The sequence below is a fragment of the Curtobacterium sp. UCD-KPL2560 genome, assembly GCF_001705035.1.
Lineage (GTDB): Bacteria > Actinomycetota > Actinomycetes > Actinomycetales > Microbacteriaceae > Curtobacterium.
In genome coordinates, this window is record NZ_MCIG01000004.1 from 21,356 (window position 1) to 42,179 (window position 20,824).

A 20,824-nucleotide genomic window follows, 5' to 3' on the forward strand; every position below is an offset into this window, starting at 1 on the left:
CGGGCACGGAGCTGGTCATCGGTGGTGGTTCGCGGGCCGTCCGGAGTCCCGAGTGCTTCTACTGCTGGCCAGACATGCGCCCCGACACATCGGCGCGCACGCACCACGAGTGCCGTCGCCCAGGTCTGCCGAACACGTCAAGGAGGCACCCTTTTGGAGGGTCCCGAGATCAAGTTCGCCGAGGCTGTCATCGACAACGGCCGCTTCGGCACGCGCACCGTCCGGTTCGAGACCGGTCGGCTCGCACAGCAGGCCCAGGGCGCGGTCGCCGCGTACCTCGACGAGGAGACCATGCTCCTCTCGGCCACCAGCGCCGGCAAGCACCCGCGTGAGGGCTTCGACTTCTTCCCGCTGACGGTGGACGTCGAGGAGCGCTCGTACGCCGCCGGCAAGATCCCCGGTTCGTTCTTCCGTCGCGAGGGCCGCCCCTCGACCGAGGCGATCCTGGTCTGCCGTCTCATCGACCGGCCGCTGCGCCCGTCGTTCGTCGACGGTCTCCGCAACGAGGTCCAGATCGTCATCACCGTCCTGAGCATCGCGCCGGACGAGTTCTACGACGCGCTCGCGATCAACGCCGCGTCGGCGTCGACGCAGATCTCCGGTCTGCCGTTCTCCGGCCCGATCGCCGGTGTGCGCCTCGCGCTCATCGACGGCCAGTGGGTCGCGTTCCCGAAGGCGTCGCAGCTCGCCGAGGCCGTCTTCGACCTCACCGTCGCGGGCCGTGTCGTCACGGACGAGGCCGGCAACGAGGACGTCGCGATCATGATGGTCGAGGCCGAGGCCACCGAGCACAGCTGGGACCTCATCCAGGCCGGCGCGACCAAGCCCGACGAGGCCGTCGTCGCGCAGGGCCTCGAGGCGGCCAAGCCGTTCCTCAAGGTCCTCGTCGAGGCGCAGGCGAAGATGGCCGCCCAGTCGGCCAAGGAGATCCAGGACTACCCGGTCTTCCCGCCCTACGCCCCCGAGGTCTACGACGCCGTCGAGGCGATCGCCCTCGACGAGCTCAAGGACGTCTACCAGATCGCCGGCAAGATCGAGCGTCAGGACAAGGACGACGCCCTCAAGGCCCGCGTCAAGGAGGCCATCGCCGCCAAGGTGACGGCAGGCGAGCTCCCCGAGAGCGCCAACGGCCAGGTCAGCGGCGCCTACAAGTCGGTCACGAAGAAGGTCGTCCGCGGCCGCATCCTGACCGAGCAGGTCCGCATGGACGGTCGCGGCCTCGCCGACATCCGTCCGCTCGACGCCGAGGTCGCCGTGATCCCGCGCGTCCACGGTTCGGCGGTGTTCCAGCGCGGCGAGACGCAGATCCTCGGCGTCACCACGCTGAACATGCTCAAGATGGAGCAGCAGATCGACTCGCTGTCGCCCGTCACGAAGAAGCGTTACCTGCACCACTACAACTTCCCGCCGTACTCGACCGGTGAGACCGGTCGCGTCGGGTCGCCGAAGCGTCGCGAGATCGGGCACGGCTTCCTCGCCGAGCGCGCCCTCGTGCCGGTGCTGCCGTCGCGTGACGAGTTCCCCTACGCCATCCGCCAGGTGTCCGAGGCGCTGAGCTCCAACGGCTCGACGTCGATGGGCTCGGTCTGCGCGTCGACCCTGTCGCTCCTCAACGCCGGTGTGCCGCTCAAGGCCCCGGTCGCGGGCATCGCGATGGGCCTCGTGTCCGACACCGTCGACGGTCAGACCCGCTACGCGGCGCTGACCGACATCCTCGGTGCCGAGGACGCACTGGGCGACATGGACTTCAAGGTCGCCGGCACGGCGGACTTCGTCACGGCGATCCAGCTCGACACGAAGCTCGACGGCATCCCGTCGTCGGTCCTCGACGCCGCGCTCAAGCAGGCGAAGGAGGCCCGCTCGGCCATCCTCGGTGTCCTCAACGAGGCCATCGACGGACCGGACGAGATGGCCGACACCGCCCCGCGTGTGATCTCGGTGCAGATCCCCGTCGACAAGATCGGCGAGCTGATCGGCCCGAAGGGCAAGACGATCAACGGGATCCAGGACGAGACCGGCGCCGACATCTCCATCGAGGACGACGGCACCGTCTACATCGGCGCCGTCGACGGCCCGTCGGCCGAGGCCGCCCGTGCCCAGGTCAACGCGATCGCGAACCCGACGAACCCGGAGATCGGGGACCAGTTCCTCGGCACGGTCGTCAAGATCGCGACCTTCGGTGCCTTCGTGTCGCTGCTCCCGGGCCGCGACGGTCTGCTCCACGTCTCCGAGGTGCGCAAGCTCGCCGGTGGCAAGCGTGTGGAGAACGTCGAGGACGTCCTCGGCGTCGGCCAGAAGATCCTGGTCGAGGTCACCAAGGTGGACGACCGCGGCAAGCTCTCGCTCGCGCCGGTCGTCGCCGACGAGGTGGACACCGAGGGCCGCGAGGGTCACGAGAAGCACGCCGAGGCTCCGGCCGAGGGCTGAACCCCAGCGCGCTGACACACGGACGGCCGCCACTCCCCGCCGGGAGTGGCGGCCGTCCGTCGTTCGTGGTCCGGTCCCGCCGTCAGGAGGCGGGGGTCTCCTGCGTGCCGGTGAGCTGCGCGCGCCCGAGCAGGTGCTCGCGCAGCAGGAACCCGACGACCGCGGGCGTGGCGTCGGCGGGTGCCTCGAGGACCGGGACGTCGAGCGCGCTCACCGTGAAGACGTAGCGGTGCGGTCCGTGTCCGGCGGGCGGTGCGGCGCCGAGGAAGGTGTCGGTGCCGTACTCGTTGCGGCGACGCAGTGCCTCGGCGGGCAGCAGCGCGTCGTCCGTGCCGGCGCCGCGCTCGAGCGACGTGGTCGACGCGGGGAGGTCGGTCAGGCTCCAGTGCCAGAAGCCGGAGCCGGTCGGGGCGTCGGGGTCGTACACCGTGAGCACGTAGCTCTGCGTGCCCTCGGGTGCCCCGGACCACTCGAGCGCAGGGGAGCGGTCCTCGCCACCGGCGTCGCCGCCGCGTGCCCAGTCGGGCAGCACGCCGCCGTCGGCGAAGTCGGGACTCGTCAGGGTGAACGTGGGGACCTCGGGGAGGTTCCAGTTGGGGTCGTTGGCCATGGGACCAGCCAACACCCGCGCCCTGTCCCGGGGACGGGACGGACGGGAGGCCCGTGGCGGGCCCGCCACGCGCCTCCCGTCCGGGGCGTGGACCGGTCGGTCAGGCCGCGATGACGCGGTCGACCACGCGACCGAGCGCCGCCGTCGCGGCGATCGCGTCGCCCGCGTAGGCGCCGGACATCGCGCCGTCGCGCGCGAGCATGAGCTCGTCGGCGCCGTCGCCCGGCAGCGGGTGGCCGGCGCGCTGCAGCAGGGCGAACAGTTCCTCCGTGTACCAGTCGCGGTGGCTGGCGACGACCTCGCGCACGGGGTGCCGGGGGTCGTGGTACTCCGCGGCGGCGTTGAGGAACGCGCACCCGCGGAACTCGGCCCGGCTCACCTCGCCGGAGACGGCGGCGACCCAGGCGCGGACGGCCTCGGTGGGGGTCTCGGCCTCGGCGACGAGCTGTTCGAAGCCGGCGCGGACGCGCTCGTGCTGGGCGTGCACGTAGGCGAGGATCAGGTTGTCCTTCGAGCCGTAGTGCTTGTAGAAGGTGGCCTTCGTGACGCTCGCGGCCGAGATGAGCCGGTCGACGCCGACGCACTGGATGCCCTCCTCGTAGAAGAGCCGCGACGCGGTCTCGAGGATGCGGACCTTCGCGCCGCCGGAGCGGGGAGTCGGGGGGACGCTCGACCCGTCCGGCGACGCGAGGTTCGTGCTCGGGCCGGGGAGACGCTGGACGGCCGGTTGGGGGGAATCGACCGTCACAGCGTTGCTCCTCGGACTCATCGGCTCCGCGGGGGAGTGGGGGGACTCCGCCGCGCAGGACTGATGTCCCGAGCCACCGGGTCGGAATCTAGGGGGGCTTCCGACCCGATGAGAAGAACTGTACCACAGTGAGGACAGACAGACGAGTCTTTCTATCCTCCACGGATGTACCCCAGTTCGAGGCACGCGGCGTGTGGCTGGGGAAACTGGGCGGCGCGCTCGTGCGGATCAGTAGGCTCTCCTGCGATGAACCAACCAGTGCCGTTGCCGCTCGAGGCCCCTGACACGTCGTTCCTGACGTCCGGTGGTGCATTCGTCCGTCGAACCGTGCTGCCGTCCGGTGTGCGGGTCCTCACCGAGACCGTCCCGGGGGCCAGCTCGACGAGCCTCGGCTTCTGGGTGGGCGTCGGGTCCCGCGACGAGCGCGAGGGGCAGTACGGCTCCACGCACTTCCTCGAGCACCTGCTCTTCAAGGGCACCGAGCGTCGCAGTGCGCTCGACATCGCGATCTCCTTCGACTCCGTGGGCGGCGAGCACAACGCGGCGACGGCGAAGGAGTACACCTGCTACTACGCCCGTGTCCGGGACACCGACGTCCCCATGGCGGTCGAGGTGATCGGCGACATGGTCACCGGATCCGTGCTCGAGGCCGAGGCGTTCGACGTCGAGCGCGGCGTCATCCTCGAGGAACTCGCGATGGCGGCCGACGACCCCGCCGACGTCGCGGGCGAGGCGTTCTTCGCCGCGGCCTTCGGCGGGCACCCCCTCGGTCGCCCGATCGGCGGCACCCCCGAGAGCATCCGCGCGGTCGGACGCGACGAGGTCCTGTCCCACTACCGCGAGCACTACGCGCCGAACGGCATCGTCGTGACCGCGGCCGGTGCCGTCGACCACGACCGCTTCCGCGAGCTCGTCGAGCAGGTCTTCCGTGACGCCCCGGACGCCGCACCGCTCGCCCGCCGGACCCCGAGCGCGGCGGCCGACCCCGCGGTCTCCGAACTCACGGTCACGCACCGGCCGACCGAGCAGGTCAGCATGCTGCGCGGCTCGCAGGGGCTCGACCTCCGCGACGACCGCCGCCCGGTGCTCAGCGTGCTCAACGCCGTGCTCGGCGGCGGCATGAGCTCTCGGTTGTTCCAGGAGGTCCGCGAGCGTCGCGGCCTCGCCTACGCCGTGTCGTCGTTCGCGCCGGCCTACCTCGACAACGGTGCGTTCGGCGTGTACGCCGGGTGCGCGCCGGACAACGTCGCCGGGGTCGTCGAGATCATCGACGCCGAGTTCCGCCGCATGGTCGACCACGGCATCACCGAGGACGAACTGCGCCGCGCCAAGGGCCAGATCGAGGGCGCGCTCACCCTGTCGCTCGAGGACTCCGACGCCCGGATGACCCGGCTCGGCCGATCCGAGCTCGGCACCGGGGAGTTCACCGACCTCGGCACCGCCCTGCAGCGCGTCGACCGGGTCACGCAGGTCGACGTCCTCGAGCTGGCGCGCGACCTGCTCACCCGTCCGACGATCACCTCGGTGGTCGGTGCCGTGCAGCAGTCCGAGCTGGCCGCGGCCCTCGGCGTCGAGGGGTGACGGACGTGTCGCACTACCTGTACCTCGTCCGCCACGGTGAACACCAGGACGCCGAGCACGGCCTCCGCGACGGCAAGCTCTCCGAGCGCGGGAAGCGGCAGTCGATGCTCGTCGCCGACCGCCTGGGCGGCGTGCCCTTCGACGGCGTGTACCACTCGCCGCTCGACGCCCCGAGCGAGACCGCGTCGTTCCTGGCGAAGCGCCTGCCCGCGATCCAGCCGCAGCCGTCGACCCTGCTGTTCGACTGCATCCCGTCCGGACCGACCCCGGACATGCCGCACGCCTACCAGGGCTGGTACGGCGGCGTGACCGAGGAGGAGATCGTCGCCGGTCAGGCCCAGATGGGCGACGCCGTCGCGGAGTGGTTCACGCCCGCGCGCGAGGACCGGCACGACCTGCTCATCACCCACAACGCCGTCATCGGGTGGTTCGTCCGCGAGGCGTTCCAGGCACCCGAGTGGCGGTGGATGGGCACGAACGTCGCGCACACGGCACTGACGATCATCCGCATCCGCAGCGCCAAGCCCGCCGAGGTGGTCACGCTGAACGACCTCGCGCACCTGCCGGTCGAGCTGCGCACGGGCCTGCCGGTCGACCAGCCCGTCTAACGGCTCCCGTCCGCGAGCGGCAGCCGGTACCAGGCGGTCGCGTTCGGGTTGTCGTTGAACGGCTCCGTCCGCCGGTAGCCACGACCGCGGTACATCGCCCCGGCCGCGACGAGCGAGTCGTTCGTGTCGAGCACGACGCTCGTCGCCCCGGCGTCGCGGGCGGCGGCCTCGAGGGCGTCCATCACGGCCGTGGCGACGCCCCGTCCGCGACCAGCGGGGGAGACGTACACGTGCTTCACCTCGAAGCGGACGTCGTCGCCGTCGTCCGCCATCCGCCGGAGCCCACCGCAGCCGACCGGGACGCCGTCGTCGTTCGCGACCACGAAGGTGCCGCGCGGTGCCGTGAACTCGACCGCCGGCGTGCGCTTCCGTGCGTACGTCCCCTGCGCACTCGGGAAGGTCGCCTCGCGCTCGTCGAGGTACGCGTCGAGCAGCACGTCCACCTCGGGTGCGTCCGCGGGCACGGTCCTGACCTGGAGCGTCATGCGTCGATCCTAGGATGGGAGGCATGGTCACTCCCGTCGCCGTCGTCGGCGCCACCGGTCGTCTCGGAGGCCTGGTGTCCTCCGTCGTCGAGTCGCTCGAGGGCTTCGCGCTCGTCGCGTCGCTCTCGTCGCGGGACGGCGCCCACGAGGCACCCCCGTCGGTGTTCGGCGGTGCCGCGCTCGTGGTCGACGTGACCGTCCCCGCGCTGAGCCCCGCGATCGTCGACAACGCCCTGGCGAGCGGTGCGAACGTGCTCGTCGGCACGTCCGGCTGGTCCGCCGCACGGCTCGCGACGCTGCGCTCCGGGCTCGAGGACCGCCCCGAGCAGGGTGTCCTCGTGGTGCCGAACTTCTCGATCGGGTCGGTGCTGGCGACCCACCTCGCGACGATCGCCGCGCCCTGGTTCCCCTCCGCCGAGATCGTCGAGACGCACCACGCCGGCAAGGTCGACTCGCCCTCGGGCACCGCGGTGCGCACGGCCGAGCTCATCGCCGAGGCCCGCCGCGACGTCGGTCCGGTCGAGGCCCCGCACGTCGACCAGCGGGCCCGCGGGCAGCAGGTCGCGAGCGTGCCGGTCCACTCGCTCCGTCTGCCCGGGGTGAAGGCCGTGCAGGACGTCGTGCTGAGCGGGCCGGGCGAGACCGTCACGATCCGGCACGACACGAACGACGACGTCGCCTACGTCGCCGGCATCCGGGCCGCGCTGGCCGACACCGTCGGAGCCCGCGGGCTCACGGTCGGCCTCGGCAGCGTGCTGGGCATCGCGTGACCGAGCGTCCGTTCCTCCGGGCCGTCCGCTCCCCGTTCTGGGGCGCCGCGCTCATGGCCGTCCTGCTCGCGCTGTACATCGTGCTCGTCGGGCAGCGCGCGGTCGCGTTCGTCGCCACCGGGCAACCGATCGGGATCGGCATCGGGGTCGCGCTCGTCGTCGTCGCCGTGATCGGCGCGCTCCTGCTCGTCCTCGAGTTCCGCTTCGGCATCCGGATCACCCGCCTCGGCGCGCGCCTCGAACGCGAGGGCGGGACGCCGCAGGAGGTCGTCGCGCTCCTGCCGAGCGGTCGCCCGGACCGCGCGGCCGCCGACGAGCTGTTCCCCGCCCACCGCGACGCGGTCGAGGCGGACCCGGATGACTGGCGGGCGTGGTTCCGCCTCGGCGTCGTCTACGACGCCGCCGGCGACCGCAAGCGCGCCCGAGCGGCGATGCGGACCGCGCTCGCCAAGGCGAGCACGCGCTGACGGGAGGCCCGTGGCGGGCCCGGCCCGCGCCTCCCGTCCGGCGCCGCGCCGGTCAGGAACGGACCAGCGGGGCCGACCCGCGCCTCCCGTCCGCAGCGCCGTGCGTCGGGACGCGGCCTGCGTCGGGACGCGACCTGCGTCAGAACGCGGCGTCGACCGCGTCCTCGGCGCGCTCGTACCGGAACCGGTAGCCGGTGTCGAGGAGCTTCCTCGGCACCATCCGCTGGTTCGACAGGAGCATCTCGTCGGCGGCCTCGCGCAGCAGCGCCTTGAGCGCGAACGTGGGCACGCTGACGAGGTAGGGGCGGTGCAGGTCCTCGGCGACGCGCTTCGTGATGCGGTCGGCGACGGCGGGCTCGGGTCCGGCGAGGTTGACCGGGCCGCGGACCTCGGCGGCGTCCGGGCTGGTCGCGAGGTGCACGATCGCGCCGACCTCGTCGTCGAGTCCGATCCACGGCCACCACTGGCCGCCGGTGCCGAGCTTGCCGCCGAGGCCGGCCTTCGTGAGCGGGACGAGCGGTGCGAGCGCGCCGCCGCCCTGGCCGACGACGACGCCGGTGCGGAGCAGCACGACGCGGACGCCCTCGGGTGCGGCGGTCGCGGCGGCCTCCCACGCGGTGCAGACGTCGGCGAGGAAGCCGCGGCCGGCGGGGGCGTCGTCGTCGAGCACGTCCGCGGGGCGGTCGCCGTACACGCCCGAGGCGGACCCGGACAGGAAGAGCGCGGGCGGGGTGGGTGCCTTCCGCATGGCCGCGACGAGCGTCTCGGTCGCCTGCACGCGGGAGTCCAGGATCTGTCGCTTGTAGGACTCGGTCCACGGGAGCTTGCCGATGCTCGCGCCCGCCAGGTTGACGACCACGTCGGCACCGTCGAGGACGGCCGGGTCGAGCGGGCGGGAGCCGGGCGACCAGCGGAACTCCGACGCGGTGCGCGGCTCGCGTCGCACGAGCGTCGTCACGTGGTGTCCGGCCTCGCGCAGGGCACGGACGAGGGGGGTCCCGATGAAGCCGGACGCACCGGCGACGAGGATCGAGAGCGGCTCTGTCGTCATGCCGTCGACGTTACTCAGCCAGCTGACGGGAGGCCCGGTGCGCGTCCGGTGGTCGGCTCGCCGTGGCGGCGGCGCGCGTCCCGCGCTCGGCTCGCCGTGGCGGCGGAGCGCGTCCCGCGCTCGGCTCGCCGTGGCGGCGGAGCGCGTCTAGGCTGCTGGCGTGACCGACAGCGTGACCGTGCAGCCCGACCCCACCGTCCCGACCCCGTACGAGGACCTGTTGCGCCGGGTGCTCGAGGAGGGCGCGCCGAAGGGCGACCGCACCGGGACCGGCACGCGCAGCCTGTTCGGCGCGCAGCTGCGGTACGACCTGTCGCAGGGCTTCCCCCTGGTCAGCACGAAGCGGGTGCACTTCAAGTCGGTCGCGTACGAGCTGCTCTGGTTCCTGCGCGGCGACGGGAACGCCCGCTGGCTGCAGGAGCACGGCGTCCGGATCTGGAACGAGTGGGCGGGTGAGGACGGTGACCTCGGCCCGGTGTACGGCGTGCAGTGGCGCTCGTGGCCGACGCCGTCCGGGGAGCACGTCGACCAGATCGCCCAGGTCATCGAGCAGATCCGCACGAACCCGGACAGCCGACGGCTCATCGTCTCGGCGTGGAACGTCGCCGACGTGCCGGACATGGCGCTCGCCCCGTGCCACGCGTTCTTCCAGTTCTCCGTCAACGACGGCAAGCTCTCGTGCCAGCTGTACCAGCGGAGCGCGGACATGTTCCTCGGCGTCCCGTTCAACATCGCCTCGTACGCGCTGCTGACCCACATGGTCGCGGCGCAGACCGGGCTCGAGGTCGGCGACTTCGTCTGGACCGGCGGCGACTGCCACGTGTACGACAACCATGTCGAGCAGGTCCGCGAGCAGCTCACCCGGACCGCGTACCCGATGCCCCGGCTCGAGCTCGCGCCGCGCGACTCGATCGACGACTACGTCTACGAGGACATCACGGTCGTCGGGTACGAGCACCACCCGGCGATCTCGGCCGCGGTCGCGGTCTGATGCCGGAGGCCCCCTCGACCGACCCCGTGCGGACCGACCCGACGTGGACCGAGCCGGCGAGCGGCGTCGGGCTCGTCTGGGCACGCACGGCCGCCGGCGTGATCGGTGCCGACGGCGGCATCCCGTGGCACGTGCCCGAGGACCTCGCGCACTTCCGGCGGGTCACCGGCGACGGCGTCGTCGTCATGGGGCGCCGCACCTGGGACTCGCTGCCGCCGCGGTTCCGGCCGCTGCCCGGACGCCGCAACGTCGTGCTCACCCGGGACGCGACCTGGTCGGCCCCCGGCGTGGAGGTCGTGCACGACCTGGCGACCGCGCTCGACACCGACGAGCCCGTGTGGGTGATCGGCGGGGGAGCGGTGTACGCCGACGCCGTGCCGTTCGCCGACCGGGTGTCCGAGACGATCGTCGACCTCGAGGTGCGGGGCGACACCCGGGCGCCCGACCTCGGCGACGGGTGGACGCTCGTCGAGGACGGGCCGTGGCAGGAGTCTCGCGTGGACGGCACCCGCTACCGCTTCCGGGAGTGGCGCCGCGCCTAGGGCCCGATGCACGCCGCGGTCGCGGCGCGACGTGCTCGCGCACAACCGGAAGCACGTCGCGCCACGCGATCCCGCGGCGCGACGTGCTTCCGGTTGTGCACGGCGCCAGTCCCGGTCGCGAGCCGAGCACCGGGCGTGACCACGCGCCTCCCGGCCTGGACCGTCCGGGCGTGACCACGCGCCTCCCGGCCTGGACCGTCCGGGCGCGACCACGCGCCTCCCGGCCTGGACCGTCCGGGCGGACTGCGGAGCGGACGCACCGGGCCGGTACGCTGGTCGGCGTGTCCCAGCGTGAGAATCCCTTCGGTCAGGTCCTCGTCGCCCTCGTGACGCCGTTCACGGCCGACGGCGAGGTCGACTGGCCCGGCGTCGAGCAGCACATCGACGACTGCATCACCGCCGGCGCCGACGGCATCGTCGTGACCGGCACCACCGGCGAGACGAGCACCCTGACCGACCCGGAGAAGCTCCGCCTGGTCGAGGTCGGCAAGTCCGTCGCCGCGGGCCGCGCGAAGATCATCACGGGCGGTGGCTCGAACGAGACCGCGCATGCGATCCACCTGTACAAGCAGAGCGAGCGGGCCGGCGCGGACGGCGTCATGATCGTCACGCCGTACTACAACAAGCCGACGCAGGCCGGCGTGCTCACGCACTTCCGGATGATCGCGGACGCCACCGACCTGCCGGTGATCCTGTACGACATCCCCGGACGCACCGGCATCCCGATCACGTACGAGACCATCGTGCGCGCGTCGAAGCACCCCAACATCCTCGCCGTGAAGGACGCCAAGGGCGACTTCGCCGAGGTCTCGCGCGTGCTCAACAACACCGACCTCATGTACTTCTCGGGCGACGACACGAACGTCCTCCCGCACCTGTCGATCGGTGCCACGGGGCTCATCGGCGTCACCGCGAACATCACGAGCACGCCGTACCGCACCATCGTCGACGCCGTGAACCGCGGCGACCTGGCGACCGCGACCGCCGAGCACAAGCGCGTCGAACCCCTCGTCCGTGCGATCATGACCCACGTCCCCGGGACCGTCGCCGCGAAGTACGTGCTGCACGGGCTCGGCCGGATCGGCAGCCCGCGCGTGCGGTTGCCGCTCGTCGGCCCCGAGGACAGCGAGGCGTACGCCATCGAGACCTCGCTCGAAGCGGTCCGGGACGTCCCCGGCGCCGACTTCTCGAACTTCCGTCCGGACCGCAACGCAGCGGCGGGCGGCGCACTGCCGAAGGTGCCAGGCACCACACGTTAGGAAGACCGCGGCGCGCTGGTGGCGCGTCGCACGACAGTCAGGACCGAATGCCCACCCAGATCTCCACACCGCAGCCGCTCGAACCCGGAACCCTCCGCGTGATCCCCGTCGGGGGTCTCGGCGAGATCGGTCGCAACATGACCGTCTACGAGTTCGAGGGCAAGCTCCTCGTCGTCGACGCCGGCGTGCTGTTCCCCGAGGAGCACCAGCCCGGTGTCGACCTCATCCTCCCGGACTTCTCGCTCATCCGGGACCGCCTCGACGACGTCCTCGGCGTCGTGCTCACCCACGGGCACGAGGACCACATCGGCGCGGTGCCGTACCTGCTCAAGCTCAAGGGCGACATCCCGCTGATCGGCTCGACGCTGACCCTCGCGCTCGTCGAGGCGAAGCTCAAGGAACACCGGATCAAGCCGTACACGCTCGTCGTGGCCGAGGACCAGACCGAGCAGCTCGGCCCGTTCCACCTCGAGTTCGTCGCCGTGAACCACTCCATCCCGGACGCACTCGCCGTCGCGATCACGACCCCCGCGGGGCGCGTGCTGCACACGGGTGACTTCAAGATGGACCAGCTGCCGCTCGACGACCGGATCACGGACCTCCGTGCCTTCGCGCGCCTCGGCGAGCAGGGCGTCGACCTGTTCCTGCCCGACTCGACCAACGCCGACGTCCCGGGCTTCACCGCCCCGGAGCGCGACATCGGCCCGGTCCTCGAGAGCATCATCTCGAAGGCCCGCAAGAAGGTCGTCGTCGCGAGCTTCTCGTCGCACGTGCACCGCGTGCAGCAGGTCCTCGACGCCGCCGCGGCCGCGAACCGCAAGGTCGCGTTCATGGGCCGCTCGATGATCCGCAACATGACGATCGCCGCCGAGCTCGGGTACCTGCGGGTGCCGGAGGACGTGCTGATCGACACGAAGAAGGCCAAGAACGTCCCCGACGACCAGGTCGTCTACATGTCGACCGGCTCGCAGGGCGAACCGATGGCCGTCCTCGCGCGCATGGCGAACCTCGAGCACCAGATCGAGATCGGCGAGGGCGACACCGTCATCCTCGCGTCGAGCCTCATCCCGGGCAACGAGAACGCCGTCTACCGCGTCATCGACGGGCTGACGAAGCTCGGCGCGAAGGTCGTCCACAAGGGCAACGCGAAGGTGCACGTCTCGGGCCACGCATCGGCTGGCGAGCTGCTCTACTGCTACAACATCCTCCGCCCGAAGAACGTCCTCCCCGTGCACGGCGAGCACCGCCACCTGTACGCGAACGCCGACCTGGCGATCCAGACCGGTGTCCCGCCGCGCAACGTGATCCTCGGGCAGGACGGCATCGTCGTCGACCTCAAGGACGGCGCCGTCACGGTGGCCGGCCAGCTCGACATCGGCTACGTCTACGTCGACGGGTCGACCGTGGGCGAGATCACCGACGCCGACCTCAAGGACCGCCGGGTCCTCGCGGAGGAGGGGTTCATCTCGGTCTTCTGCGCCGTCGACTTCACCACGGGCCAGTGCGTGGTCGGGCCGGAGATCCAGTCGCGCGGTTTCGCCGAGGACGACTCGGTCTTCGACAGCGTCCGCCCGCAGATCACCAAGGCCATCGCCGAGGCGGCGGCGAACGGCACGCGCGACGCGCACGCCTTCAGCCAGGTCGTCCGGCGCACCGTCGGCCGCTGGGTGAACACGAAGCACCGTCGGCGCCCGATGATCGTCCCGGTGGTCATCGAGGCGTAGCGCGCACGGCGCGCTGCGCGCCGCAGGGCCGGCCAGGAGGCGCGGTGCACGTCCGTCAGGAACGTGCACCGCGCCTCCTGGCCGTCCACCGTCCGTGGTCCGTCGGCCGACGGCGGTCCCGTCCCACGGGCCAACCTGGTTCATCCCACAGGATGATGCTCCCTCGGTATGTCAGCCAATACCGTCCAGAGGTGACCGTCCTGCGACGCTGGGTGTGGCCCGGCCTGAAGTTCCTCGTGTTCGCCGCCATCGCGGTGGCCCTCCTCCGCCTCGCGTTCTTCGCGGCCCAGCCCGACGGCGAGGAGACCACGCCGACCGCGCAGCTCGAGGACCCGACGGTCGCCGTGACCACCGGCGACGTCGTCAACGACGTCGAGGCGACCGGGACCGTCGAGTCCGTCCCGTCGACCGCGGTGCGCGCCACGGCCGAGGGCACCGTCAACCGGGTGTTCGTCGCGAACGGCACCGCCGTGCAGCAGGGCACGCCGATCCTCGACCTGCGCGTCGAGACGCCGTCCACCGCGACCGCCGAGGACGGCTCCGCGCTGCCGCCCAAGGTGACGTTCGCCACCGTCGTCGCACCCGCGGCCGGGAAGGTGTCCGGCCTCGACCTCGTGGCGAAGCAGCCCGTCGCGATCGGTGACACCGTGGCGCGGGTCGCCCCGGACGCCTACCGGGTGTCCGCGACGCTCGCCGCGGCGCAGCTGTACCGTCTGACCGCGCGCCCGTCCGAGGCGACGGTCACGGTCACCGACGGCCCGGCCCCGTTCACCTGCACGAACCTCACGTTGACGAGCGCCGGCCAGGACGCCGGCTCGCCCGGGTCCGCCGCGGGCGGGTCGCAGTCGGGCGACCAGGGCGCGGGCACCGGCACCGAGGGCGGCGCCGGGACCTCCGGCGGCACGCAGCTGCAGTGCGACGTCCCGGGCGACGTCACGGTGTTCCCCGGGCTCGAGGTCAAGGTCGCCGTCGCGGCGGGTTCGGCGAAGGGCGTGCTGACCCTGCCCACCACGGCCGTGCAGGGCACCGCGCAGCAGGGCGTCGTGACGGTCGTCGACGACGAGGGGAAGCGCAGCGAGCGCACCGTACAGCTCGGCCTGAACGACGGCGAGACCGTCGAGGTGCGCGCCGGCGTGGCCGAGGGCGACACCGTGCTGCAGTTCGTGCCGGGCAAGCAGGAGCAGCCCGAGGACGACGCGACCGAGGGCGGGACGGTGACGGGCGGATGAGCCTCGTCCACGTGCGCGGGCTCCGGAAGTCCGTCCCGCTGCCCGACGGGTCGACGCTGGAGATCCTGCGCGGGGTCGACCTCGACGTCGAGGCGGACAGCCGCGTCGCGATCGTCGGTCGCTCCGGCTCGGGGAAGTCCACGCTGCTCAACGTCCTGGGGCTGCTCGACACCCCGACCGACGGGCTGCACGAGTTCGACGGACGCGACGTCGGGCGTGCCGGTTCGGTGCGCCGCGACGGCATCCGGGGCGCCGACGTCGGCTTCGTGTTCCAGCAGTTCAACCTGCTGCAAGGCCGGACCGCGGTCGAGAACGTCGAGGTCCCGTTGCTGTACGCGAGCGGGCGTACCTTTTGGACGCGCCGCCGTGCCGCCCTCGAGATGCTCGACCGCGTCGGGCTCGCCGACAAGGCCGACACCCAGCCGCACCGGCTGTCCGGCGGTGAGCAGCAGCGGGTCGCGATCGCCCGGGCGCTCGTGCGCGGGCCCCGGCTGATCCTGGCCGACGAGCCGACCGGCGCGCTCGACGTCGACACCGGACGCGTCGTGATGGAGCTGCTCGAGACGGTGGCGTCGGAGACCGGAGCGGCGCTCGTCACGATCACGCACGACCCCGCGGTGGCCGCACGGGCGGACGTGGTGCACACGATCGACCACGGGGTGGTCGTGGACGGGCCGGTCCCGGACGGGGGCGGCGCGGGTCCCACCGAGGAAGTGCGCGTCGCCGGTGCGGGGGTCGTCGCGTGAACCGGCTGCTCACCACCGTGGTCGGGACGTTCGTCGAGTCCTGGCAGGAGCTCCGCGTCCACCGGGGCCGCGTCGTCCTCAGCCTGGTCGGCGTCACCATCGCGGTCGCCTCGCTCGCGGTCGTCGTCGGGTTCGGCTCGCTCGCGGAGCGCGTCACCGCCGCCTACAGCGAGCAGTACGGCGGCCGGGCGGCGACCTGGACCTTCAGCGGGACCTCCCCGGCCTCGTCCGGGACCGGTCCCGCGGCCGTCGCGGACGCCGCCGCACTCGACCGGGAGCTCCGGGCCGGGGCCGAGCGCTACCGCGTGCGGTACGTCACCGAGGCGACCTACCTGCAGCGCGACGTGCAGTTCCCCGACGGCGTCGCCTCGGTGTCCGGCACGACGGTCGACCCCGCCTACGCCGAGATGCACCGGGTGCGCCTCGGTGCGGGGGAGTGGTTCACCGAGGCCGACCGAGACCGACTGGCTCCCGCGATCGTCGTGAACCAGGCGTTCCTCGACCGCATCGGGAACCCCGACATCAGCACCCACCCGACCGTCCGGCTCCCCGGGAGCCCGGCCGTCACCGCAGTGGTGATCGGGTCCGTCGTCACGTCGGAGTACGACACCGAGCCCACGATGTTCCAGCTCGCGAACTCCGTCGCCACCGCGAACGCCACGGCGTCCCCCGACCTCGGGACCCAGCGCGCCTTCGAGGTCTGGGTCCCGGAGGCCGACGGCAAGGCGGTCGCGAAGCGCATGGCGTCCGACGCGGAGCGCGCGCTCGGCCCCGGGTGGACGGTCGAGCCCTCGCGGTCGGACGCCGGCGGCTCGGTGGGCGGCGACCCGCTCGGTGCGCTCCGCTGGGTGATCGCGGGCACCGCCGTCCTGGTCCTGGTGCTCGGCGGCCTCGGGCTCCTCAACGTCTCGCTCGTCAGCGTGCGACAGCGCATCCGCGAGATCGGCATCCGGCGCGGGGTCGGCGCGACCGCGGGCCGCATCTTCGTCGCGGTGCTGCTCGAGAACGTGCTGGGAACCCTCGTCGCCGGCGGGATCGGCGTCATGGTCGGCGCCGCGGTGCTCGGCAACGACACCGTGCGCGGGCTCATCACCGACGGTGTCGAGATCGGCGGGGCACCGTTCCCCGTCGAGGCGGCGCTCGTCGGGGTCGGTTCGGCGGTGCTCGTCGGGGCGCTCGCCGGCTTCCTGCCGGCGCTCGTCGCGGTCCGGGTCAAGGTGATCGACGCGATCCGGTACTGATGGCGGGGCATCCACGGAATGTCCCGGCCGGGGATTAGGGTCGACGCCATGGCCGGAGGCACCAAGTCGACCACGCGCTCGCGCGCGTCCACGTCGTCCCGCGGGAGCGGGTCGCGCGGGACGTCGCGCACGCAGGCGACCACGAAGAAGCTGCCGCAGGCCGCCCCGACACCGGTGTTCCGCGAGCAGAACCCGCTCGTCACCGCGTGGCTCGGCATGGCGCACGGCGTCGGCGCGCTGTTCCGCCTGCTCGGCAAGGAGTCCCTGGCCGCCGACGAGCGGCGCGACGGCTTCCCGTTCCTGCTGTTCGTGCTCGCGCTCGCCGGTGGCGTCGTCGAGTGGCTCAACCCGACGAACCCGGTGTCGATCGCCCTCGACGCCTACACGTTCGGCGGGATCTTCGGCCGTCTGGCGTTCGCGCTCCCGGTCATCATGATCGTCTTCGCGGGCTGGCTCTTCCGGCACCCCGCCTCGGTGCACGACAACACCCGGATCGGGATCGGCCTCGGGCTGCTCCTGGTGTCCATCGCCTCGCTCTGCCACGTGTTCGGCGGGCAGCCGAGCGCGGCCGACGGCATGGTCGCGCTCGCGTCCGCCGGTGGTGTCCTCGGCTGGGTCGTGATCAGCTGGCTCGTCGCGGTGGCCACCGTGTGGGTCGCGGTCCCGGTCGCCGTGGTGCTCCTCGTGCTCTCGCTCTTCATCATCACCAAGACGCCGCCGAACAAGACCGGCCGACGGCTGCACGAGCTCTACGCGTACCTGTTCGGCGCCCCGGCGCCCGCGGACACCGACGACGTCGACGAGGCGGCCGCCCCGGCGCAGCCGACGCCGCGCACCAAGGGGTCGCGTCGGACGAAGCAGGACGGACCCGAGCTCCAGCTGTTCGACGACCTCGGGTTCGACGAGCAGGGCGACCCCGAGGCGGCCGACGCCGAGGGCAGCACCGTGCCCTGGTGGCGGCGGAACAAGTCCGGCCGCGAGGAAGACCCGGCGTACGACAGCCCCGTGCTGCCGGCCGCCGCGACGCAGCAGGCACCGCCCGTGCCGCCGACGGTCGCCGCGCCCTCGGTCTCGCCGAACGCCGGAGCCGCCGCCGGTCTCGTCGACCACACCCCGGCCGTGCCCTCCTCGGTCAACCTCAACGACTCGGTCGAGCAGGACGTCGAGCACGACCTCGACGTCGCCGAACAGGCGCTGCGCAACTCCGGGGTCGCCGTGCCCGAGCGGCCCGCCCCACCCGTCGTCCGTCCCGACGCGGGTGTCTCGCCGGTCGTGTCGGCCTCGGCGCCCGAGCCCGACGACGCGGGACCGCTCGCCGCGACGGACGCCGACGAGGACCCCGCCGCGCCGTACCGCCTGCCCGCCGCGACGACCCTGAGCGCCGGCACGCCCTCGGTCGCCCGCAGCCAGGCGAACGACGACATCGTCGCCGCGATCACCGGCGTGCTCACCGAGTTCAAGGTCGACGCGAAGGTCACCGGCTTCTCGCGCGGCCCGACGGTCACGCGCTACGAGATCGAGCTCGGCCCGGGTGTGAAGGTCGAGCGCGTCACGGCGCTGTCGAAGAACCTGTCGTACGCGGTCGCGTCGAACGAGGTCCGGATCCTGTCGCCGATCCCGGGCAAGAGCGCCATCGGCGTCGAGATCCCGAACACCGACCGCGAGGTCGTCTCGCTCGGCGACGTCCTCCGTTCGAACGCGGCGACCAAGTCGAAGCACCCGATGACCATCGGCGTCGGCAAGGACGTCGAGGGCGGCTTCGTCGTGGCGAACCTCGCGAAGATGCCGCACATGCTCGTCGCGGGTTCGACCGGCTCCGGCAAGTCGGTGTTCATCAACTCGATGATCACCTCGCTGCTCATGCGCGCGAAGCCGTCCGAGGTCCGGATGGTCCTGGTGGACCCGAAGCGCGTCGAGCTCTCGATCTACGCCGGTGTCCCGCACCTCATCACGCCCATCATCACGAACCCGAAGAAGGCGGCCGAGGCGCTGCAGTGGGTCGTGAAGGAGATGGACATGCGGTACGACGACCTCGCGTCGTTCGGGTTCCGTCACGTCGACGACTTCAACAAGGCCGTGCAGAACGACGAGATCATCCTGCCCGCGGGGAGCGAGCGGAAGCTCAAGCCGTACCCGTACCTGCTCGTCGTCGTCGACGAGCTCGCGGACCTCATGCTCGTCGCGCCGCGTGACGTCGAGGAGTCGATCGTCCGCATCACGCAGCTGGCACGTGCGGCCGGCATCCACCTCGTGCTCGCGACGCAGCGACCGTCGGTCGACGTCATCACCGGTCTCATCAAGGCCAACGTGCCGTCGCGCATCGCGTTCGCGGTGACGAGCGTCACCGACTCGCGCGTCATCCTCGACCAGCCGGGAGCCGACAAGCTCATCGGGCAGGGCGACGCGCTGTTCCTGCCCATGGGGTCCTCGAAGGCCGTGCGCGTGCAGGGCGCCTGGGTGCAGGAGAGCGAGGTCGCCGAGGTCGTCGCGCACGTCACCCGGCAGGCCCGCCCCGAGTACCGCCAGGACGTCCAGGCCGTGGTCGAGCGCAAGGAGATCGACGCCGACATCGGCGACGACCTCGAGCTCCTGCTCGCGGCCGTCGAGCAGGTCGTGTCGACGCAGTTCGGCTCGACGTCGATGCTGCAGCGCAAGCTCCGCGTCGGGTTCGCGAAGGCCGGACGGCTCATGGACCTCATGGAGTCCCGGGACATCGTCGGGCCGTCCGAGGGGTCGAAGGCGCGCGACGTCCTCGTCACCCCGGACCAGCTCGCCGGTGTGCTGGCGAAGCTGCGCGGCGAGGACCCGCCGGCCGCGGTCGCTCCTGCCGCTCCTGCCGTCGGTGCGGCGTCCGACGGCATCGGTGGCGCCGCGGGAGCAGCGGGCGGTGCGGTGTCGTCGGACGGCGACGACGACCGCTACGGGGCCGACCCGGTGGCGGACATGACCCGTGGGTACCCTGAGGAGGACGAGGGGCCGGACGAGGACGCGTGGGGGTTGACGGGTCGTGACTGACGGACGAGGGACGGGTGCGATGAGCGGGACGGGCAGCAGCCGCAGCGCGGCACGGTTCCCCTGGCGGGGCCGCGTGCTGCGCAAGGGCCCGGGGCCGGCGTCGACGGCGAACGTGGCGAACGTCATCACCGTCGTGCGCATCCTCATGGCGCCGCTGTTCTTCGTCATGCTGCTCACCGACGGCGGGCAGGACACGTCGCTGCGCATCTGGGCGGCCGTCGTGTTCGTCGTGGCGATCGTCACGGACAGCGCCGACGGGATCATCGCCCGCCGACAGGACCTCGTCACCGACTTCGGCAAGCTCGTCGACCCGATCGCCGACAAGGTGCTCATCGGCGGCGCGCTCGTGGCGCTGTCGATCCTGGGCGAGCTGCCCTGGATCGTGACGGTGCTCATCATGGTCCGCGAGATCGGCATCACGGTGTTCCGGTTCGCGGTGCTGTCCGACCGCGTCATCCCGGCGAGCCGCGGCGGCAAGGTGAAGACCGTGCTGCAGGCCGTCGCGATCACCCTGGCGCTGTTCCCGTGGTGGAACCTCGTCGGCGACCTCGCGCACTGGGTGAACGGCATCCTCATGACCGCGGCCCTCGCGGCGACCGTCCTGAGCGGTGTGGACTACCTGTGGCAGGCCTGGAAGCACAACCGGACCACGTCCTGATGGCGACCGACCCGGGGGCGCACGACGCCCCGGCGACGCGGGTCGCGCCTCCCGGCCCGTCGTCTGGCGACCACGTGCCGGACGTGCCCGACCAGTCGGAGCCGACCGGCCAGGCGGAGCCGACCGCCCGGCCGGACGCGACCGCCGGGGTGGCCCGGGCACTCGTCGCGGCGCTCACCGAACGCGGCGAGACCGTCGCGGTCGCCGAGTCCCTGACCGGGGGCCTGGTCGTCGCGACGCTCGTCGGGGTCCCCGGTGCGAGCGCCGTCGTCCGCGGTGGGGTCGTGGCGTACGCGACGCCCGTGAAGCACACCGTGCTCGGGGTCGATGCAGCGCTCCTCGCGGCGAACGGCGCCGTGGACCCGGAGGTCGCACGGCAGATGGCGAGCGGCGTCCGCGCCGCGCTGGCGGTCGACGGCGAGCCCGCGACGTGGGGGATCAGCACGACGGGTGTCGCCGGTCCGGACCCGCAGGACGGCAAGTCCGTCGGCACCGTCTTCGTCGGCATCGCGTCGGCCGACGGGGCCCGGGCGGTCGAACTGCACCTCGACGGCGACCGCGGGGCAATCCGGGACGCGACCGTCTCCGAACTCCTGACACGGATGTCGGCGACGGTGCACGAGGGGGAATAGGCCTCGTTACCGCTGGGTTACATCCCACGCAATCTCCAGC

19 protein-coding genes are annotated in these 20,824 nt (G+C 72.4%); 15 read left to right on the forward strand and 4 right to left on the reverse strand.

What is annotated here, in order from left to right; all coding sequences use genetic code 11:
- The first annotated feature begins 153 nt into the window (after positions 1 to 153).
- Positions 154 to 2,427, forward strand: a complete 2,274-nt coding sequence (locus BEP24_RS02160; RefSeq protein ID WP_065959809.1) for a polyribonucleotide nucleotidyltransferase — start codon at positions 154 to 156, stop codon at positions 2,425 to 2,427.
- Positions 2,428 to 2,509: 82 nt separating this feature from the next.
- Here BEP24_RS02160 and BEP24_RS02165 read toward each other — a convergent pair whose 3' ends face one another.
- Both BEP24_RS02165 and BEP24_RS02170 read right to left on the reverse strand, forming a co-directional pair.
- Positions 2,510 to 3,037: a YbhB/YbcL family Raf kinase inhibitor-like protein gene (locus BEP24_RS02165; RefSeq protein WP_065959811.1), complete on the reverse strand. Its 528-nt coding sequence runs from the start codon at positions 3,035 to 3,037 to the stop codon at positions 2,510 to 2,512.
- Between the two features lie 100 nt (positions 3,038 to 3,137).
- A complete protein-coding gene (locus tag BEP24_RS02170; protein ID WP_171898698.1) occupies positions 3,138 to 3,785 on the reverse strand; it encodes a TetR/AcrR family transcriptional regulator in 648 nt (215 codons plus the stop codon).
- Between the two features lie 246 nt (positions 3,786 to 4,031).
- Here BEP24_RS02170 and BEP24_RS02175 point away from each other — a divergent pair, with 246 nt between their 5' ends.
- Positions 4,032 to 5,366, forward strand: coding sequence for a pitrilysin family protein (locus tag BEP24_RS02175; RefSeq protein ID WP_065959814.1), 1,335 nt, complete (start codon positions 4,032 to 4,034; stop codon positions 5,364 to 5,366).
- A gap of 5 nt (positions 5,367 to 5,371) precedes the next feature.
- Positions 5,372 to 5,974 carry a histidine phosphatase family protein gene (locus tag BEP24_RS02180; RefSeq protein ID WP_065959919.1) on the forward strand — a complete coding sequence of 201 codons (603 nt, stop codon included), beginning with the start codon at positions 5,372 to 5,374 and terminating at the stop codon, positions 5,972 to 5,974.
- On the opposite strand, the gene BEP24_RS02185 is transcribed toward BEP24_RS02180, so the two are convergent.
- Positions 5,971 to 6,459, reverse strand: a complete 489-nt coding sequence (locus BEP24_RS02185) for a GNAT family N-acetyltransferase (RefSeq protein WP_065959817.1) — start codon at positions 6,457 to 6,459, stop codon at positions 5,971 to 5,973. The two genes, BEP24_RS02180 and BEP24_RS02185, sit on opposite strands and share 4 nt — an antisense overlap.
- Positions 6,460 to 6,482: 23 nt before the next feature.
- Between BEP24_RS02185 and BEP24_RS02190 the strand changes: the two genes are divergently transcribed.
- Positions 6,483 to 7,229, forward strand: a complete 747-nt coding sequence (locus BEP24_RS02190; protein WP_065959819.1) for a dihydrodipicolinate reductase C-terminal domain-containing protein — start codon at positions 6,483 to 6,485, stop codon at positions 7,227 to 7,229.
- Between the two features lie 53 nt (positions 7,230 to 7,282).
- Positions 7,283 to 7,696: a tetratricopeptide repeat protein gene (locus BEP24_RS02195; RefSeq protein WP_065959921.1), complete on the forward strand. Its 414-nt coding sequence runs from the start codon at positions 7,283 to 7,285 to the stop codon at positions 7,694 to 7,696.
- Positions 7,697 to 7,835: 139 nt separating this feature from the next.
- Here the strand turns inward: BEP24_RS02195 and BEP24_RS02200 are convergent, their stop codons facing one another.
- Positions 7,836 to 8,747 (reverse strand): TIGR01777 family oxidoreductase, encoded by a 912-nt coding sequence (locus BEP24_RS02200; RefSeq protein WP_065959821.1) that lies wholly within the window; start codon positions 8,745 to 8,747, stop codon positions 7,836 to 7,838.
- Positions 8,748 to 8,907: 160 nt separating this feature from the next.
- On the opposite strand from BEP24_RS02200, the gene BEP24_RS02205 reads away from it, so the two are divergent.
- The 10 genes from BEP24_RS02205 to BEP24_RS02250 all read left to right on the forward strand — a co-directional run bounded on the left by BEP24_RS02205 (position 8,908) and on the right by BEP24_RS02250 (position 20,784).
- Positions 8,908 to 9,738 carry a thymidylate synthase gene (locus tag BEP24_RS02205; RefSeq protein ID WP_065959823.1) on the forward strand — a complete coding sequence of 277 codons (831 nt, stop codon included), beginning with the start codon at positions 8,908 to 8,910 and terminating at the stop codon, positions 9,736 to 9,738.
- Positions 9,738 to 10,280, forward strand: a complete 543-nt coding sequence (locus BEP24_RS02210; RefSeq protein WP_083230003.1) for a dihydrofolate reductase — start codon at positions 9,738 to 9,740, stop codon at positions 10,278 to 10,280. The genes BEP24_RS02205 and BEP24_RS02210 overlap by 1 nt, the downstream gene beginning before the upstream one ends.
- Before the next feature lie 281 nt (positions 10,281 to 10,561).
- Entirely contained in the window at positions 10,562 to 11,539 is a 978-nt protein-coding gene (gene dapA, locus BEP24_RS02215) for a 4-hydroxy-tetrahydrodipicolinate synthase (RefSeq protein ID WP_065959825.1), read from the forward strand.
- A 47-nt stretch (positions 11,540 to 11,586) separates the two neighbouring features.
- Positions 11,587 to 13,263 (forward strand): ribonuclease J, encoded by a 1,677-nt coding sequence (locus BEP24_RS02220; protein WP_065959827.1) that lies wholly within the window; start codon positions 11,587 to 11,589, stop codon positions 13,261 to 13,263.
- Between the two features lie 191 nt (positions 13,264 to 13,454).
- Complete coding sequence (locus BEP24_RS02225; RefSeq protein WP_065959829.1) at positions 13,455 to 14,492, forward strand: efflux RND transporter periplasmic adaptor subunit; 1,038 nt, start codon at positions 13,455 to 13,457, stop codon at positions 14,490 to 14,492.
- Entirely contained in the window at positions 14,489 to 15,238 is a 750-nt protein-coding gene (locus BEP24_RS02230; RefSeq protein WP_065959831.1) for an ABC transporter ATP-binding protein, read from the forward strand. Before BEP24_RS02225 ends, BEP24_RS02230 begins: the two co-directional genes overlap by 4 nt.
- Positions 15,235 to 16,479: an FtsX-like permease family protein gene (locus tag BEP24_RS02235; RefSeq protein ID WP_065959834.1), complete on the forward strand. Its 1,245-nt coding sequence runs from the start codon at positions 15,235 to 15,237 to the stop codon at positions 16,477 to 16,479. The genes BEP24_RS02230 and BEP24_RS02235 overlap by 4 nt, the downstream gene beginning before the upstream one ends.
- Before the next feature lie 48 nt (positions 16,480 to 16,527).
- Complete coding sequence (locus tag BEP24_RS02240; RefSeq protein ID WP_065959835.1) at positions 16,528 to 19,494, forward strand: DNA translocase FtsK; 2,967 nt, start codon at positions 16,528 to 16,530, stop codon at positions 19,492 to 19,494.
- 19 nt (positions 19,495 to 19,513) lie between these two features.
- Positions 19,514 to 20,152, forward strand: a complete 639-nt coding sequence (gene pgsA / locus BEP24_RS02245) for a CDP-diacylglycerol--glycerol-3-phosphate 3-phosphatidyltransferase (RefSeq protein ID WP_065959837.1) — start codon at positions 19,514 to 19,516, stop codon at positions 20,150 to 20,152.
- Entirely contained in the window at positions 20,152 to 20,784 is a 633-nt protein-coding gene (locus BEP24_RS02250; protein ID WP_083230005.1) for a nicotinamide-nucleotide amidohydrolase family protein, read from the forward strand. Before pgsA ends, BEP24_RS02250 begins: the two co-directional genes overlap by 1 nt.
- Positions 20,785 to 20,824: the final 40 nt, after the last annotated feature.